The organism is Nodularia harveyana UHCC-0300 (assembly GCF_034931085.1).
Lineage (GTDB): Bacteria > Cyanobacteriota > Cyanobacteriia > Cyanobacteriales > Nostocaceae > Nodularia > Nodularia harveyana.
The window spans coordinates 15,208-30,828 of sequence record NZ_JAYGHG010000007.1; the positions used below are offsets into that span (position 1 = coordinate 15,208).

Sequence of the window (15,621 nt, forward strand, 5' to 3'; positions counted from 1 at the left end):
TTTAATTTTATCTAATTTAAGGAGTAAATCATGTCACAACCTATCACCATTACTGCTGAAGATATTCTCCAACAAGTTAAGCTATCCTGCAAAATTCCTGACCTAGTTGAGCAGATTGTTAGCCAGAAGATGATCTTAGCTGCTGCGGAGGAAGCAGGGATAAAAGTGGATACAGAAGAATTACAAAAAGCAGCGAATTTATTGCGTTTAACGAATAAACTGACCAGTGCTGAGGATACTTGGAAATGGTTGGAAAAACATGGTTTATCTATAGATGAATTTGAAGAAATAGTCTATAACAATATAATTATTGGCAAGTTAAGCCAACATTTCTTTGCAGATAAAATAGAGCCTTACTTTTTTGAAAATCAGCTAAATTATGCTGGTGTCGTTATGTATGAGGTTGTATTAGAAGATGAAGATTTGGCGCTAGAACTTTTTTATGCAATTCAAGAAGGTGAAATGAGTTTCTATGATGTGGCTCACCAATATATTCAGGATGTAGAATTGCGGCGTAAAGGGGGATATTTGGGAGTATTGCGTCGCCAGGATTTAAAGCCAGAAATATCTGCTGCTGTCTTCGCTGCGAAACCTCCTCAGTTGCTTAAACCAATTGTGACAGCTAAAGGGATAAGTTTGATTTTTGTAGAGGAAATTATACAGTCGCAGTTGAATGATGAGTTAAAGCAGGAAATTTTGATGGATTTATTATTAAGTTGGATCAAGAGTAAAATAAATCAAGTAGAGATTAATCTTAATTTAGAGTAATTAAATTATAAAGAAAATCAAGGTGAGTTAGGCTTTTCCTAACTCACCTTGTGATAGTGTTTGTTTAATTTAATAGTTTTGCTAAGTAGTAAAGTAAACTAATAGAGTAGTTTACTTTACTACCTTTGATTACCACCAACCTTTCTTAGATCCATGTACACTAATAGCAATGCCGATGGTTATACAGACCAGACTCGACGCTCCCTTAGTATTCATCATTTCTGCATCCGTCAAATCATTAAGATAGCTCTCAGAATCCATAAACAATTCGGAACCAGCAGGACGTAAATCAGAGATTGCGATGTTAGCCATTTGAGTTTTTCCTTTTTCAAATTTATTGTTTTCAAGAATCAAACATAATGTTTTGAACCTCGATTGATATTATCTTATTCAACTTCATAATTTATGTCTAGATATTTTCATCAATTAAATGGGACATAAAAGTTACATTTTTTGCATTAAAAATCTACAAATGTAAAACTATATGGCAGTTAGAAAAATCATTCTACCGCCATAGTTAAAAACTCTGGAAATAAACAGAGAAAATAGAGAATTAGAGGGACTAAAAAAGGGACACAAATGTAAAAATTATGTCCCGATTAATGTGATATTTCTCAAACATGAACAAAAAGCAAAATCAGGAAAAGACAAAATCTTCTCCTGACTAATTAGGATTTATTTTAATAGGCTTTTATGGCTGATAGTTGGAAATTTCTTCAACTCACAGTTCATGTTGCAACTTGAATTATTAATTTAGAAGCATTGTAATTACAGCTATTTCCAATTATGTAAGGTACATCTTAGCCCCCTCATCGCTTGCGGGGAGGGGGTTGGGGGTGGGGTTCTTGTACCTCATAACAGAGGGAAGTGCTGTATCTGTAATCCACTCAAGCCAAAAGCTGATAAATATCCTCAGAACCAGCATTTAAATAAACACGCTGTAAATCAATTCCCAAAGTAGAAAATTCTGCACAAATGGCCTGCATCCTACCATCAACTGAATTATCCCCTTGATACCAAGCTTTTAATAACCCATTGGCTACAATCTGACAGCGATTCATCCCAAAACTTTCTTTTTCTGTAAACTTTTGGTCTGGTTCTTCAGCCAAACCTAACCCCGGTGCTAATTGCATTGTAAATAAAGGAACGTCTGACTGAAAATGCAATTTATTCTCCCCATATACACCCAGCAAAACTTCCTGAACTCCCTCATAATCAGTTTTATCAAAATACAATACCCCTGAATCATGTCGTCCGTAATCCTGGGGATTGTACAACACTTTAAAACTAAAAGGGATTTTTAAGCTATTTAATTGCTGTGTTAAACTACCCATGACTGCTACAGCACATTCAGGAGTAAAATTAAAGTAAATCCGCACAGTTACGGAGTTATTGAGGTCATTTTCCAGACGAGTAAAACCCTGATTACCAACGGCCATGTAAAAGCCATTTTGCACTCTGTTTTTGGGTAAACGAATGGCGACGATATCACCCACTACAGCCGCTTTTTCGATATTTTGCAAATGTTTTTCTCGCTCAATATGTAACCTTAATGCGCCTTTAGTAACCGCTAATGTCCCATCGGTTTCTTCTCTCAGAACATACCAACCAGAATCAAAATATCCCTCCCCCTGATTACTGTTGTGTAACTGTTCATAAAATCCCAAATCTACACCCAAAAAACTATTATTTTCTAAATCTTGGAGTAGATTATTCTCTTCTGCATCTAGTGCCAATGCACTTCGCATGGAACCGTTATAATAAATGCCATAAATAAAACTCCGTAGTTGCAAACCGAGATATTTTTGCTGTATCTGGTTGGGCATTTTTTGGAACCGTTCAACCACTTCAATTGGTAATTCTAAGGGTTTGTAATCTGGATGGTGGATAGAAAAATCAGATTTAATCTCAACTTTGTCAACAATATCTTCGATAACTTCTAGTAATTGTCCAGTTAAACCAGTATCTAATAATTGCATAATTTATTTAGTAGTAACGGAAGGATTAAAGCTGGTTAATTCCACAGCAGCAGCACCAAAAATGGTTGGGATTGATTGTACAGGACGACTTAATAATGCTTTAGCAACTTGCATCATAGCAATTCCCATATTGTTAAAGGATTTTTCATATTGAATCATCGCTTGAATTTGTTGAATTAAATTAAACCCTACAAATTGTACTACTCGCTGCAAGTAGTCGGGACGGTGTTCTATAATTTCTGGAAACGTGCTTAAATAAGCTTTGGTTAATGCACCAATAGAAGGCTGAAGCAGTTCTAAAGGTGTGATTGCTAAACGTAAAGATTCTTCAATACTCAAAGAATTACTAATAACTAAACTACCCAACCAGATTTGAACATAGCTACCAATAATTGTTCCCAAGTCAAAAGCTGGATCTCCCCAAGCCGAACGTTCCCAATCAATTAACCGGATGATATGATCAGAATCTTGCCAATTGTTTTGCAGTAAGATATTATTTAGTTTTAAGTCATTGTGAGTCAGACAAGCAGGTTGTACAGATTCACCTAATTCGGCTATTGCTTGTCCCAAGCTATCATAACGTTGATAGAGAGCAAAGAATTTTAACCCGTCATCAGGAACTAAACCAAAAATTTCTGGTTCAATCCGTTCCAATCCCCGAATCAAATGTGATATTTGATTAAAATTAATAGAGTCTTTGGTGAAAAATTCTTGATACTCTTGATTCTCAAAAGTATCATGGTGGATAGTTCCTAAGATATTACCAATTGCGGTAGAAATTTCTATAGGAAAGCTCTTTTCTTTCGTGTAGAAATCCATCAAGTCGCGGTAATCATCCAGATATCTGAAAACAATAATGGAATTTTCTACATCAAAATGCAGCACTTCTGGTAAAACTTGACGGTAGTTATTGAGTTCTGGAAATCGCTGTATAAATTCTTGAATGCGATATTCAATCAAAAACTCACCAGCTGCTTTACCTTCTTGATTAAGTCGCTCTTGCTTAATCAGCAGCTTGTGTTTATCTGTAAAGCTGAGTAATAGGTTGAAATTCTTGGCTGTCAGTGGTTCTATCTTGCTGGGAGGTTCTTGGGACTTATCCAATAACCCTTGTGTGAGCAAATAATCAAAAACATTATCCGAATTTAAGATAAATGTCATAATTTTGGAATTTATTAAGTTCAGAGCAATTACTAAATATAGCTATTACTCACATCTTATTGAAGTTAAGGATCTATGTCTAGAAATTTATATGAAGTAAAGATGACATAAAAGTTACAGTTTGATGATCATAATTAATCAGTTGTCGCAGTATCTTGAAGCTAAAGTTCTTTAATTTTGGGCTTTTTATCAAAATAACTATAGTCAAGGAACAAAATTACAGAATTATCAGTAGTAGAAAAAGGCTAAAACTAAAACAATTATGTCCCGATTATTTGAGGAAAAGATTTTTGTAACGCAGAGAGTTAGAAGTTTTGATTGATGACGCAAGCTGTTTCCCCAGGTACAGGATCGGGATAAATGGCTAAGGTGTGATAGTTGGGGGGAGTGTCTTGATATAATATCCTGAAGGTATAGAGTTTACTTCTACTTTCCTGTTCAGTAATTACTGTTAATAGTGTATTGTCCATTTTAGGCAGTCCTGGAATGTTTAGCCTGGGAATGCGTCGTAGTTGAATCACATTTGCGGCTGATTTGGCACAGTCTCCTGTATTTAATTTCTGTTCTGCTCCGAATTGCATACACATCGGCCCATCAAAATCCATAGTTACCTGTGAAGGGTCGTTTAACCACACTTTTTTAATGGTTTCTCCAGCTGGTAAAAAGCTTAAATTTGTTCCTTGCTGATAGGAGACTTCGATAGTGGGTACTACTCCCCCTAAACCTTGTGCTTGGCAAGAAAACAGGGAACGTAGAACAGCATTATTCGCTAATGTACGACCTGCAAATAAGAATATTACTGATGCAAAAATCAGAGAAGTCAGAGGTAATAAATCAGAATAATTTAGGTTTTTTCGGATTAAATTAATCTGTTTCATGGCTATCAATAAGAAAGTGGGGATGAGGGTAGAACAGCACTTTTTTGTGAGTGAAGTAAATCAGGGCAGCCGAAGTATGCCTACCCCACAAGATTTATATAATTACGCATTATAATTGCATGGTTCTATTAATATAGATTTCCACTTCTTTGCCAGCTGGTAGGAACCAAACGTTAGTGCGTTGCATCATTTGGGAGATGGCTTGTTGGTTGCGTTGGGAAATTTGTGGAACTACAGACCTTAACCCACCTTCTAAAATGCCGGCTGGGATATTCGCTCTATTGTTGTTGTTGGTGATGACTGTGCTACCATCCCCAACTGTGACTTGGGATTCTGTACGATTAAATAATTCGGCTCCTCTACCAATACCGCCTAAAACGAATAGTCCTAAGTCCATTCCCGCTATAGATGATCCTTCATTGGGATATTGATTGGCTACTAAAGGTTTACCTTGGGGAGCGCGTACCGTAATGGCATTTTTGGGTAAGCTCTTTTCTCTGAGTTCGCTGTTTTCTTCTGAGATAACTGTGGTCACATTCAATATCAATAATCCGCGTTCGGAAATAGAGCTAATTTCTGCGAGTAATTCTGTATTAGCAGGTAATGCGATCGCACCATCTACAGATTTTACTGGGTTTGTCAAACGCAACACAAATACATTACCGTCTTCATCAGTGTCATCACCCCTGGAGCGAGTAGTTTCCCCAAAGACAGCTGTTGCTAACACAGCTTTAGCACTAGTCCCAACTTTGATAGCTTTCGCCCTTTGTGATTGTTCTTGGCTCACGAGAACATCTGGCTGTGGACTTGGTTCCGGCGGAGAGTTCCCGAATTGGGCTGCTAAATTACCATTAGTTTCCGGTACAGACAAAGCCGTACTCACTCTAGATTGACCAGTGGTGTTAACCTGACCATAGCTACCCAACTTGGCTAACCTAGTCCATTCATCTAGGGGGTTGGGTGGAGATGGTGGAATCTCTGCAATGGTCACTGGTGCTGGTGCTGGTGCTGGAGATGGTGTATGTTCTATAGCAATTGGGCGCACAGGAACTGGTGGAGAAGGTCTTTCAACGATGCGTTCTACCGTTACTACTCTGGGAGTCGCCGCAATTTCTACAGGTCTAGGTGTGCGTTCCCTCACTTGTGGGGTTTCCACCCGCGCAGCTACTCTATTTCTGAGAGTTCGTTGAGCTGCAATTACAGTCTGGGCTTGTTCCGCCAGGGCTAATTTGGTTTTCAGAAGCTCTACTTCTTCGGCTAAGTTTTGTTGCGGAGATTCACTGGTTGTTGGTAATTCTGAGGAAACAATATTATTTACTGGTCGTTGATTGCCGGTATTCATGATTTGCGATAAAAATACACCAGCCACCACCACTATACTTAAAGTCGCACCACCCACCAAGGCTAATTTTGCAAAGGGATTAGATGACAGAGATTCCTCAGTTTGTATTGGTTGTGGCTGAGATGGGGAAGTCTGCAAACTGCCGGTATCTACCTCTGCTTGGTCAAGGTTTACTGGTGGTGATTCTTCTTGAAAACCAACTAATTGCGCCATTCTCGATTCCCAGTCAGCAGAATTTACTTCAGGTTCTGGCTGCTGAGAGATGGGTGAGACTCGATATTTTTCAGTAAATTCTGGATGGATTGAATAAGAGGTCATGGTAGATTATTGGGGTTGAATTTCAAGAACAGGTGTTATCTTTCAGGTCACATATCTGGTAAATTTCTAGTCTAGCTTCTCCTAGACGATAAGCTGCTAAATGCCAAGGTAGTGGTTGGGTGGGAAGTGTAGCCACTGGTTTATCTGTAGCTCTGATAAATATTTGTTTATTGAACTCCGTTGAAGTTCCGAGATTATTGGCTGGACTAAAATTTAATTGATTAGCTAACATTTCAACTTTCCATTTACCATTAGCTATTTTAGTCGGTTGAGAGATTTTTTCTATTACTAATACATATTCAGTTTGGCGATTAATATTTGCTAATTGTCCCGTGGGATTTAAGTTGGTAATTTCTGCCTGAAACTTGGGTTTCAAATCACTAGCTAACAGTTGAGAGCTAATTTGCCATACTATGAGAGGTGGTTGTTGCTGTGACCAAGTAAGCATTAAAGTCATAGTTTCACCAACAAAGCGGCGAATTGTTTCTGGATTTCTGTAATCAGTTTCTTGCGCGTCTACGGTAATGGCGCGACCATCAACCAGTTGTACTAAACTTTGGGGTGTTAACTGCTTTTGTAAAGCTTGAATCATGGAATTGTGGAACAAAAGTAAAAGCAAGCTAAATAAATGTAATCCAAATGTGACTACAACTAATAGTGGTAAAATGCTAGTCTTTTTGGTTTCCGGTTTGATTATTTGCATAAATACTTGAGGATATAAATTATATAGGACTTACGCATAATCTACGTTTTCTTGGCGTTCTTGGCGGCTTGGCGGTTCGATAAATAAAGCAATATTTTTGGCAATTGTTGCGTAAGTCCTGTTATAATTGAACTCTATATTCAGAATAATTCATCTGGTAAAACTCCGAGAATTTCGACAGGGATTTGATTGATTTTGACTAGAGTTACTATATTCTTCTAGTAGACATAATTCCCGAATTTCATAAATCTCCAATCTCCGAATACGATTGTTATAAATAGCTTTTTGGATATCAGTAGTACGATTGGCTAAGGGGTAGGGAAAATAATCCACAGCACGCACTAACACATCTTTATTAAAGGGTGTTACCGTTCTTCTATTTGTATCCTGTTTTTGTTGAATTAGGTCTGCGACCATCCCCACGCGCCACTTACCGGGGGCTATTTGTTCTGGAGGATAAAGGCGCTGGATGACTAATTCTGCTGATATTCTTTGGGTGGGATTGTTAGAGAATACTTCTGGTGGTGTCATTTGGGCGATCGCACTTAAAAAACCTTTACGAAAATCTTCCGATATTGCAAAACTCGCTACCCAACTGCTGGTAGTTACTCTTTGAGTCCCACCTTGTGGCGTTCTGATTTGGATTCCTGAGTCTGGTTGCGGTTCTCCCGCTTCTGCAAAACTCTGTGGTGGTAGAGTTCCCGACCAGTTAAACATAGATATCATCGTTTTACTGATGAATTGACCAATGGCTTCCGGGTCCCTCGCTAAATCATCCACAGCAGCTATGGGTTGACCGTCAATGATTTGCACAAAGTTAGGCGGTTTTCTCAAACTCAATTGGCGAATATTTAAGCCTTGCAAGATGAAGAAAAATAATACTGATAGATGTAAACTAAAAGTGGCGATCGCAAAAATTGTTAAAACATTGACCGTTGATTTTCTTTTTTGCAGTAATTTTGTCATTTTTACTCCATCGACCAGACTGAAAAATTATATTCTATCCTTCACCACAGAACTTGTATTATTAATAGCACTAAAAACCGCAAATCCTCCCGCACCTGCTACAGCTAAAGATAATAAAGGGGCTAAAATTCCCAGAAAAATGATGAACCACATTAAATCAGGGTTAGCATTAGCATTTTCTGCGGGACCGTTAATAATCACAGAGGCGGTGACAGCAGCAATTATATTAAATGAAATCTTCGCAATTCCCGCCGCCAAAAATCCTGTCAGCCATGCATAAATAGGTTTACCAGCCACAGGTAACAAAGATGCACCCACAGCCAAAGGTCCCAATGCAGCGATGAGTAACATCGTCGCTTCAATTAAATTTTGAAAAGCATATTGTAAAGAAATTAAAAAGTTTTTAATCGTCGTTTGTGTGGTATTACCCAACAAAGCATTAAAGCTAGTATCTGATAAACTTCCTGTATTAAACTTCAAAGAAATTACCTGATTTTCTAACCTATCAATCCAAACTCTATTACCATATAAATCTCTATATTCTCGCCAGAGATTATCTATTTGATCACTTGCTTTATTAAAACATTGGGTTTGTTGTTCCCCCGTAAGTGACTGACAAGGACGCAACAAAGAACCAGCTATTTCTTCCGCCAAACTTATATTCAGCGCTTGCTGATAATTTTGTTCCGCATCTGCTGTAGTAATCACTTGCTGATTAACTGTATCAATAAAGTTTCTGACCCCCAATGTCAAAGTAGAAAGTATACTACCATCTCCCGTATTACTTAATAATAGCACCACGATAAAAGGCCAAATTAAACCCGTTATCGGACGAGAATATTCACTGTAGATCAAATCTTTGAGCCATTGCATCATAAAAAATAACAACGTCCCCACAGCGAAAAACACACCCAGATTTGTTAGCGCTCCATACAAATTATTAGTGCTATTATTTTGTAATAAATCTAGCCATTGATTATCCCAACTTTCAGCCATGCTCCTAGCAGTGACAGCACCACTATCAAAAGTTTCATTAATCCCAATTTCCGGGAAGATTTGCAAAATATAAAGATGCATTTTTCACAACATACTAATTTTCTTCTCTACCAAACAAATCTACCTGAGAAGTAGTGCGGATAAGTCTTGCGGTTTCAGTAGCTGAATCTACTCGCCGCGAGCGATTCATTGCTGCCATTTCCTGAGAAATATTTGCTAAATTCAAATTAGAATATTGCAAAAATTGATTAGTTTGTATTGTCTGAGAAAGTGTTTCCCCAATAAATTTGGACTGGTCACTTTGAACTCTCAGAGTTTGTAATTGTAAATTAACTTGACCAGCATTTGTCTGTGCTAATAATTGTTGTCCCACGTCTGGAATTAAGGGAAGCCCTTGAGAAATCTGAAAGATTAAGTTTTGGCTACTTTCTTCAGCATCATCGACAATTTCATTAATATTTCTAATTGTATTTTCAGTCTCTTCTAACTTGACTTTTAATCGTATTTGTCCATCTCTACCCATCAGACTTTCCACCGCACTACGAGTAATTAAACGATTGATTTCATTACTTACCGAATTTGATTGGACAACCGGATTATTTTCAAAATTATCAGTTGTCGGGTTAAAAAATATATCCTGACGAAAACTTTTTCCCGCCTCAATCGGATTAGGTATATTCAATTCACCAAGAGAATTATTCACAGCATTTTGACCACTAATTTCTAGAGGACTTAAAGTTTCGCTGAGATTATTTCTCAGATAATTTTGCATATCCACAGAATAGAATTGAAATTCCGTCCACACCCTCCCTAACTGTCCCATTGCAGGGAAAACCAACAACAGAGAAAACCCCAAACTCAAAACAGTCACCTTTTGCATATTTAACTCCTCCAAATCTCTGCGACTCTGCGCCTCTGCGTGCAATAATTCATCCCTCAACCACCTCTTAACGAAGCAATTAACTGACGAGCAAATACAGAAATAGCCTCATACTTATCGCTATGTTCTCCCATAACTTTTTGGCGTGCAGATTGCTCATTAGGATTATTAGCCACCACAGCTAATTGTTCATAACCTGGATAGTAACGACAGAAGCTATAAATGCCGTTATCATCTAATAGCCATTGACTATAAATACCTTCCTTGCGGGGAAAAAAGCTTTCCGTAGCATTACGAGAAATAATATCACGAGGATATTTTAAAATACTCACAAAACTATCTACAGCTACTGGTTGAATCCGCCCAATTAATCTAGTTGATAAGTTCTGTAAAATTTTCGATGCTGCTTTGGATTTGGCAATAGTATCAGGGTCTTGTGCTGATAGAATGACTCTAATTCCCGCTTTAGCACCATTGGCGCAGATTCTCCCCACTAAATCTGATATTTGGTCAAATTCAAATAAAATTGGGGCTTCATCAATGAAGAAAATCGAGGCTGGACTACTTAAGGCGCGTCGTAAAGCGGCTGAATAAGCACTGAGAGATAGGACTGCTGCATCTTCGTTATCGGAAAGGTTCCGCAACGCAAACACTAAAAGTTGCGCGTCTGTGGGGAAGCTAGAGGGCGCAGAAATGGATTGTCCCACCCGACTAGAAAGCCAAAACCTTAACCGCAGTTGAATTTGACTGAGTGCGTCATCTACCCGACCACTGAGGGAATCTAATTGCAGATGTTCTGGGGAACAGAAACCCAAAAAGTCTTTTAAGGTGGGGGTTTTTTGCCAAGCTTCACTCCCAAATCCGCCAGCAATGGCTTGTTGATATCGTTGTTGAATGCTGATATCTGCAAAGAAAGCGCTTAAGGCTAGGTTGAGGAGGGAACGGACGGTTTGGGACAGCAGTTGGTTTTCAGTGGATGAACCTAAAACCATTGTCATTAAAGCTGATTCTAAGAATCCAGTATAATCTAATAGGCGATCGCGTTGTGCTTCAGGAGTCAGCGATCGCAAATCAGGTTGCTCAAACAGATTATTAGATTGTTTGGAAATATCAAAATACGCCCCATTTCCCTCCATGAACTCCGTATAGTCAGTAAAGGTAGATGAGCCATCAGGTTTAGGAAAATCTAACGCCACCACCGGAATCCCATGCGCTAAAGCCTGAGTTAAAATTCCCGATACTAAAACCGACTTACCAGCACGAGTAGTCGCAAACAAAGCTAAATTTTTATGCTGGTTAAATAAATCTAAATGTATAGGTGTTCCCCCTTCCTCAGCAATCAATTCAAAACCATGACTATCTCCCGCTTTAGTTAACACTAAAGGCATTAATCCCGGAACTTCACTAGTTAAATATAATTGACGACGATTAAAAGGTTTAACTAATAAACCTTCCCAAACTATCGGTAAAGATTGCAGCCAAATCTTCCAAGCATATTCTGTTTCTCTAATTACCTGTGCCGGTCGTTGAAAACAGTTTTCAATATATCTAGTAGCCGTATCTAATTCTGCCACAGTGGGACGGTGGACAAAAATCGCTATACTCGTATATATCGGTACTGCACCCTCATATAATTGTTCTTGAGCGGCTACAGATTTTTTCAACTTTAACTGAGCATTAACATCAATAGTTTTACTTTTTTCTTGCGCCATCAATGCTGTCATATTTGATTGCTTCAGCACTCGTTGTAAAGTAGTTTTGACTAAAGCCGGATTCGCCGCAGTTAATTCACAAAAAATCTCTGTATCTACTACCCTTTCTCTGGCTAATAATTCCCACAAATAACGTAACTGAGCAAATTTATTCGCCCAACCACCAGGTTTTTCCAGAAACGTTAACGCCCCAATATAGTTATTTTTTACATTCACCCAACTGCGGTCAGCACAGGGTACATGAGATTCCATCAGCAAAGTTGTACTGTGGGTATTTTCTAACAGTAATTTCGTACTAGCTAAATCGGAATTAACTTGCTCATGTAGTCCATTTTCATCTAAATGTAGTAATTGGGGAATTTCTATAGGTGGTGTCTGATTAAATCGTCCCCAAACTTCTGACCAGAGTTCTTCAGCATTTAAAGGTTTTACATCTAACCCCATTTTGTTAGATAACAGTTGTTCCCAGCGCGAAAAACCTTGTTGGTAAGCATTGATAATTAAAGTTTCAATGCGTTGGTTTTGAACCTCTGTTAATTCCCCTTTAAACTGTAACCACCATCCTTCAGCTTGAGCCAAAAGTTTCTCAATCCAATCATCAGTTTTAGTGGCGTTAGGTTCAATGGTATAAGTTACATATATCCGCAGAAACTTGGGTTTACGTACCCCAGAGTGAGTCAGTTCTTGGATTCTGGCTCTTTCTGATGTTAATAAGTATTTAATATCCCGTGATGGTGTGCGCTTAACTAAATCACCTAGTTCTGTTTGTCTTTGTTTGTCAGAACTAAACGACCCTATATGCAAGGTCATTTTTTCACCTTCAGGAATATCTTTTAAACCTGATTCAATGTTATTAAAAATTGTGGCGATTTGTTCCGCGCGTAAAGTAGTATGAATCCCCCGACATTCAAATCCAAAGACAAAGCAAAACCGATCTTTTTGGGTTTCTTTATTCAAGATGTAAGCGCCGACATCACGACCATCCAGCGCCACCCTTAACATGGTCGCCAAATGTAAAGCATCTTCAAAAGGTGTCAGTCTACTTTCTTTACCGGCGATGCTGATGCTTTGTTTTCCGATTTTTTGCTTCATGGTTAATTTCTAGAAAGCTTTGATAACGCGCAAAGCCTCTTGTCCAAGTGGGAACTCCAATGAATTTGCTTAAAAATCGCCAACTTCTACCACTAGTTAATATCCACCAAGTGGCGATTCCCCAACCTGCAATTAATGCTGTCCACAACCATCGTTGAAAGTCATCTGTAAACAGTCCCCCAAAAATGCCATTAATTACAAAATAAGAGGCGAGAAGAATTACCAACCAAGGAAAAATTTGATCAGCAGGAATTGGCCCTAATGATGGTTGTGAGCCGAGAATTTGATTAACTGGGCGAAATTCTTGATCTCGTTCTTCAGCCATAAAAATCAACACATATTAATTACTGCTTGTATCACCAATCACAAACCCTGTCAATACATCCGCTACGGTGACAGCGACAACTACCAATAGAGGAACTCTAGCGATACTTTGCCAATCTTCATCTTTACGAACTGCATTAATTACACCAATCAGAGATACTGCAATATATAGTAAATAAATTGCCCTTAAGATATTAAATATTAAGCTCACTGCTGGCTGACTATTGTTAGTATTATCACTTCCTTGTGTCAGAGTAGTTTGGAAAAAATCTTCAGCTTTCCCAAAAAATTGAGCATGAGCAGGTGCGGCAAAATAGTCTAACCAAAATAAACCGAGGATAACAGATATTGCCAATATTTTTGATAGCATCAGCCATCGCTTTGGTACATCCACCTGTTGTCCAACTTGATGCAAGATTATAGTGATTAAACTACCTGCTAGTAAACAAAACAGCAGCATGGGACTTTTTAAGCTAATGACGCTGATAAACACAGCACAAGTGATTAAAAATGGCACTGATTCCACTAGGTGCTGTGTCCATGATGTCCAAGTATTTGGCAAGTTTTGAGATTTTGTCTGGTTACTAACAGTTAAAACTTTCTTGATTCTTCTCACACTATCATTTTTAGGCATTTACTAATTTCCCTGTTATTGATCAGAAATATCAGTGCTGTTTATTCTTAAAGTTTTCACTCTAGTTTTAAAGGTGTCACTTGTCATCTGTATTTATCCAGAGATTTGATGTAGTCTATTTATATATATAGTATATTTTCCCTTTGTTACTGTATATTAAGGTTTAAGTAACAAAATCTTAACATTTGGTTAAATCGTAGCTATTTTTCTGCAAAAATTAGGTGATGCAAATTTATATTGCCCTCAATATATCAAGATATGTTCAACTTATATAAGTAAATTTATGAATTTAGGAATATATACATTAGCGTAGATTATGATAATTCCGGTATTTGAATGCCACATCAAAATGAAGCTACATCTTAACTTGGTATCCGATAAAATTTTGTAGAGACGTGACAGGTAACATCTCTACATTCTTAGTCATCAAATTTCTAATTAGGAGAAGTTAGAGAAATTCTGCTCGCAACTGGTTAACAACAGTATCGAGTCCCACTGAATGGGCGGCTTTGAATAAGATGCGATCGCCGGGTTGGATAAATGTCTTTAATCTGGCGAGTAAATCACTATGAGTCGTAAAGCATTCTGAGGGTATTCCTACTGCACTTTGAGCGATCGCCTCTGCATCTTTGCCATCTACTAAAACTAGTAAACCGTCTAATTGCAACCTCTGCACTGTTTCACCCACTTTTTGGTGCAATTGCCGCGATCGCTCTCCCAATTCTTTCATCGCACCTAATACAGCAATCTTGCGTTTTCCCGGTGTATCTACTAATAATTCTAAAGCTGCGGTCATAGCTTCTGGTGCAGCATTATAAGTCTCATCTAAGAGAATAATATCATTAGCTAGGGTCAACCGTTGCGATCTCCCCTGGGGCATATTCACCATGACACCATTTTGCAAACTTGACCAGTCAATTCCCAAAACTTGCGCCACAGCTAAAGCAGCTAAAAAATTACTGGCATTGTGACGACCAGGTAACGGTAAAGGTAGTTGCATTCCCCCAACTTGAATGGTTTCGTGATCTATAATTTGCCCTTGGATGTCACCACCAGACAACCCATAAGTCACCACTTTCCCAGACCAAACTTGTTGCGCCGTAGACATTAATAAAGCATTATCATGATTGAGAATTGCCACACCATCTGGAGGCATTTCCGCCAATAGTTCACATTTTGCACGGGCGATGGCTTCTTCAGAACCCAGCAACTCAATATGTGCGGTTCCCACATTGGTAATTACGCCAATATTTGGACGGGCTATCTGGGTTAATTCGGCGATTTGTCCCTCACCCCGCATGGCCATTTCCACCACAGCATAATTATCTTCTGTACTCAGTTCTAATAAAGTTCTGGGTACACCAATTTCGTTGTTAAAATTGCCATAGGTTTTATGCACTTTTCCTGTAGTTGCCAAAACTGCGGCGATGAGTTCCTTAGTAGTGGTTTTACCTACAGAACCTGTGACCCCAATTACCGGAATATTCAGGCGATCGCGCCACCACCTCCCCAGTTGCTGATATGCTTGTAATGTGTTCCTGACTTGTAATAGCGGTAAATCTGCATTGTCGTCATCACCATCTACAATAGCGGCTATTGCACCCTGGGCGATCGCAGTGGAGACAAAATCATGTCCATCAAAATTATCCCCTCGTAAAGCCAAAAACACCTCACCCGGTTTGATTTTCCGAGTATCCGTTTGAATAGCGCTGCTGACTTGTGTGAAAGCAGTTTCAGATAAATTGACAGGTTGGGCGCGCAGAACTTCTAACAGTTGGGAGATAGTAGCAGACCAAGACATAATTAATAGTTAAATTAGCGAAAACCAAAGTATACAAATTTTCGGGTACTTAGTCCCATAATTGTTA

General features: G+C 38.5%; 14 protein-coding genes. 1 reads left to right on the plus strand and 13 read right to left on the minus strand.

Annotation, left to right across the window (positions count from 1 at the left end):
* Window positions 1-30: 30 nt before the first annotated feature.
* Window positions 31-768 (plus strand): peptidylprolyl isomerase, encoded by a 738-nt coding sequence (locus VB620_RS06565; RefSeq protein WP_323195340.1) that lies wholly within the window; start codon window positions 31-33, stop codon window positions 766-768.
* A gap of 129 nt (window positions 769-897) precedes the next feature.
* Here VB620_RS06565 and VB620_RS06570 read toward each other — a convergent pair whose 3' ends face one another.
* The 13 genes from VB620_RS06570 to VB620_RS06630 form a co-directional block, all read right to left on the minus strand.
* Complete coding sequence (locus VB620_RS06570; RefSeq protein ID WP_407674184.1) at window positions 898-1,122, minus strand: hypothetical protein; 225 nt, start codon at window positions 1,120-1,122, stop codon at window positions 898-900.
* A 533-nt stretch (window positions 1,123-1,655) separates the two neighbouring features.
* A complete protein-coding gene (locus VB620_RS06575; RefSeq protein ID WP_323195341.1) occupies window positions 1,656-2,747 on the minus strand; it encodes a T3SS effector HopA1 family protein in 1,092 nt (363 codons plus the stop codon).
* 3 nt (window positions 2,748-2,750) lie between these two features.
* On the minus strand, window positions 2,751-3,908 hold the full coding sequence (locus tag VB620_RS06580) for an aminoglycoside phosphotransferase family protein (protein ID WP_323195342.1): 1,158 nt from the start codon (window positions 3,906-3,908) through the stop codon (window positions 2,751-2,753).
* A 305-nt stretch (window positions 3,909-4,213) separates the two neighbouring features.
* Window positions 4,214-4,786 carry a hypothetical protein gene (locus tag VB620_RS06585; RefSeq protein WP_323195343.1) on the minus strand — a complete coding sequence of 191 codons (573 nt, stop codon included), beginning with the start codon at window positions 4,784-4,786 and terminating at the stop codon, window positions 4,214-4,216.
* A gap of 109 nt (window positions 4,787-4,895) precedes the next feature.
* Window positions 4,896-6,446 carry a TrbI/VirB10 family protein gene (locus tag VB620_RS06590; protein WP_323195344.1) on the minus strand — a complete coding sequence of 517 codons (1,551 nt, stop codon included), beginning with the start codon at window positions 6,444-6,446 and terminating at the stop codon, window positions 4,896-4,898.
* Window positions 6,447-6,468: 22 nt separating this feature from the next.
* Window positions 6,469-7,149, minus strand: a complete 681-nt coding sequence (locus tag VB620_RS06595; protein ID WP_323195345.1) for a hypothetical protein — start codon at window positions 7,147-7,149, stop codon at window positions 6,469-6,471.
* Window positions 7,150-7,299: 150 nt separating this feature from the next.
* Entirely contained in the window at window positions 7,300-8,115 is an 816-nt protein-coding gene (locus VB620_RS06600; protein ID WP_323195346.1) for a hypothetical protein, read from the minus strand.
* A 27-nt stretch (window positions 8,116-8,142) separates the two neighbouring features.
* Window positions 8,143-9,192 carry a hypothetical protein gene (locus VB620_RS06605; RefSeq protein WP_323195347.1) on the minus strand — a complete coding sequence of 350 codons (1,050 nt, stop codon included), beginning with the start codon at window positions 9,190-9,192 and terminating at the stop codon, window positions 8,143-8,145.
* A gap of 13 nt (window positions 9,193-9,205) precedes the next feature.
* Window positions 9,206-9,991: a hypothetical protein gene (locus VB620_RS06610; protein WP_323195348.1), complete on the minus strand. Its 786-nt coding sequence runs from the start codon at window positions 9,989-9,991 to the stop codon at window positions 9,206-9,208.
* Window positions 9,992-10,047: 56 nt separating this feature from the next.
* A complete protein-coding gene (locus VB620_RS06615; protein WP_323195349.1) occupies window positions 10,048-12,795 on the minus strand; it encodes a hypothetical protein in 2,748 nt (915 codons plus the stop codon).
* Window positions 12,752-13,120 (minus strand): hypothetical protein, encoded by a 369-nt coding sequence (locus tag VB620_RS06620; RefSeq protein ID WP_323195350.1) that lies wholly within the window; start codon window positions 13,118-13,120, stop codon window positions 12,752-12,754. Before VB620_RS06620 ends, VB620_RS06615 begins: the two co-directional genes overlap by 44 nt.
* Before the next feature lie 15 nt (window positions 13,121-13,135).
* Window positions 13,136-13,753 (minus strand): hypothetical protein, encoded by a 618-nt coding sequence (locus tag VB620_RS06625; protein ID WP_323195351.1) that lies wholly within the window; start codon window positions 13,751-13,753, stop codon window positions 13,136-13,138.
* Window positions 13,754-14,201: 448 nt separating this feature from the next.
* On the minus strand, window positions 14,202-15,554 hold the full coding sequence (locus tag VB620_RS06630) for a UDP-N-acetylmuramoyl-tripeptide--D-alanyl-D-alanine ligase (protein WP_323195352.1): 1,353 nt from the start codon (window positions 15,552-15,554) through the stop codon (window positions 14,202-14,204).
* Between the last annotated feature and the right edge of the window lie 67 nt (window positions 15,555-15,621).

Coding starts and splice junctions, on each gene's coding strand:
- VB620_RS06565 (WP_323195340.1), top strand. CDS start 31: ATGTCACAACCTATCACCATTACTGCTGAAGATATTCTCCAACAAGTT.
- VB620_RS06575 (WP_323195341.1), bottom strand. CDS start 2,747: ATGCAATTATTAGATACTGGTTTAACTGGACAATTACTAGAAGTTATC.
- VB620_RS06580 (WP_323195342.1), bottom strand. CDS start 3,908: ATGACATTTATCTTAAATTCGGATAATGTTTTTGATTATTTGCTCACA.
- VB620_RS06585 (WP_323195343.1), bottom strand. CDS start 4,786: ATGAAACAGATTAATTTAATCCGAAAAAACCTAAATTATTCTGATTTA.
- VB620_RS06590 (WP_323195344.1), bottom strand. CDS start 6,446: ATGACCTCTTATTCAATCCATCCAGAATTTACTGAAAAATATCGAGTC.
- VB620_RS06595 (WP_323195345.1), bottom strand. CDS start 7,149: ATGCAAATAATCAAACCGGAAACCAAAAAGACTAGCATTTTACCACTA.
- VB620_RS06600 (WP_323195346.1), bottom strand. CDS start 8,115: ATGACAAAATTACTGCAAAAAAGAAAATCAACGGTCAATGTTTTAACA.
- VB620_RS06605 (WP_323195347.1), bottom strand. CDS start 9,192: ATGCATCTTTATATTTTGCAAATCTTCCCGGAAATTGGGATTAATGAA.
- VB620_RS06610 (WP_323195348.1), bottom strand. CDS start 9,991: ATGCAAAAGGTGACTGTTTTGAGTTTGGGGTTTTCTCTGTTGTTGGTT.
- VB620_RS06615 (WP_323195349.1), bottom strand. CDS start 12,795: ATGAAGCAAAAAATCGGAAAACAAAGCATCAGCATCGCCGGTAAAGAA.
- VB620_RS06620 (WP_323195350.1), bottom strand. CDS start 13,120: ATGGCTGAAGAACGAGATCAAGAATTTCGCCCAGTTAATCAAATTCTC.
- VB620_RS06625 (WP_323195351.1), bottom strand. CDS start 13,753: ATGCCTAAAAATGATAGTGTGAGAAGAATCAAGAAAGTTTTAACTGTT.
- VB620_RS06630 (WP_323195352.1), bottom strand. CDS start 15,554: ATGTCTTGGTCTGCTACTATCTCCCAACTGTTAGAAGTTCTGCGCGCC.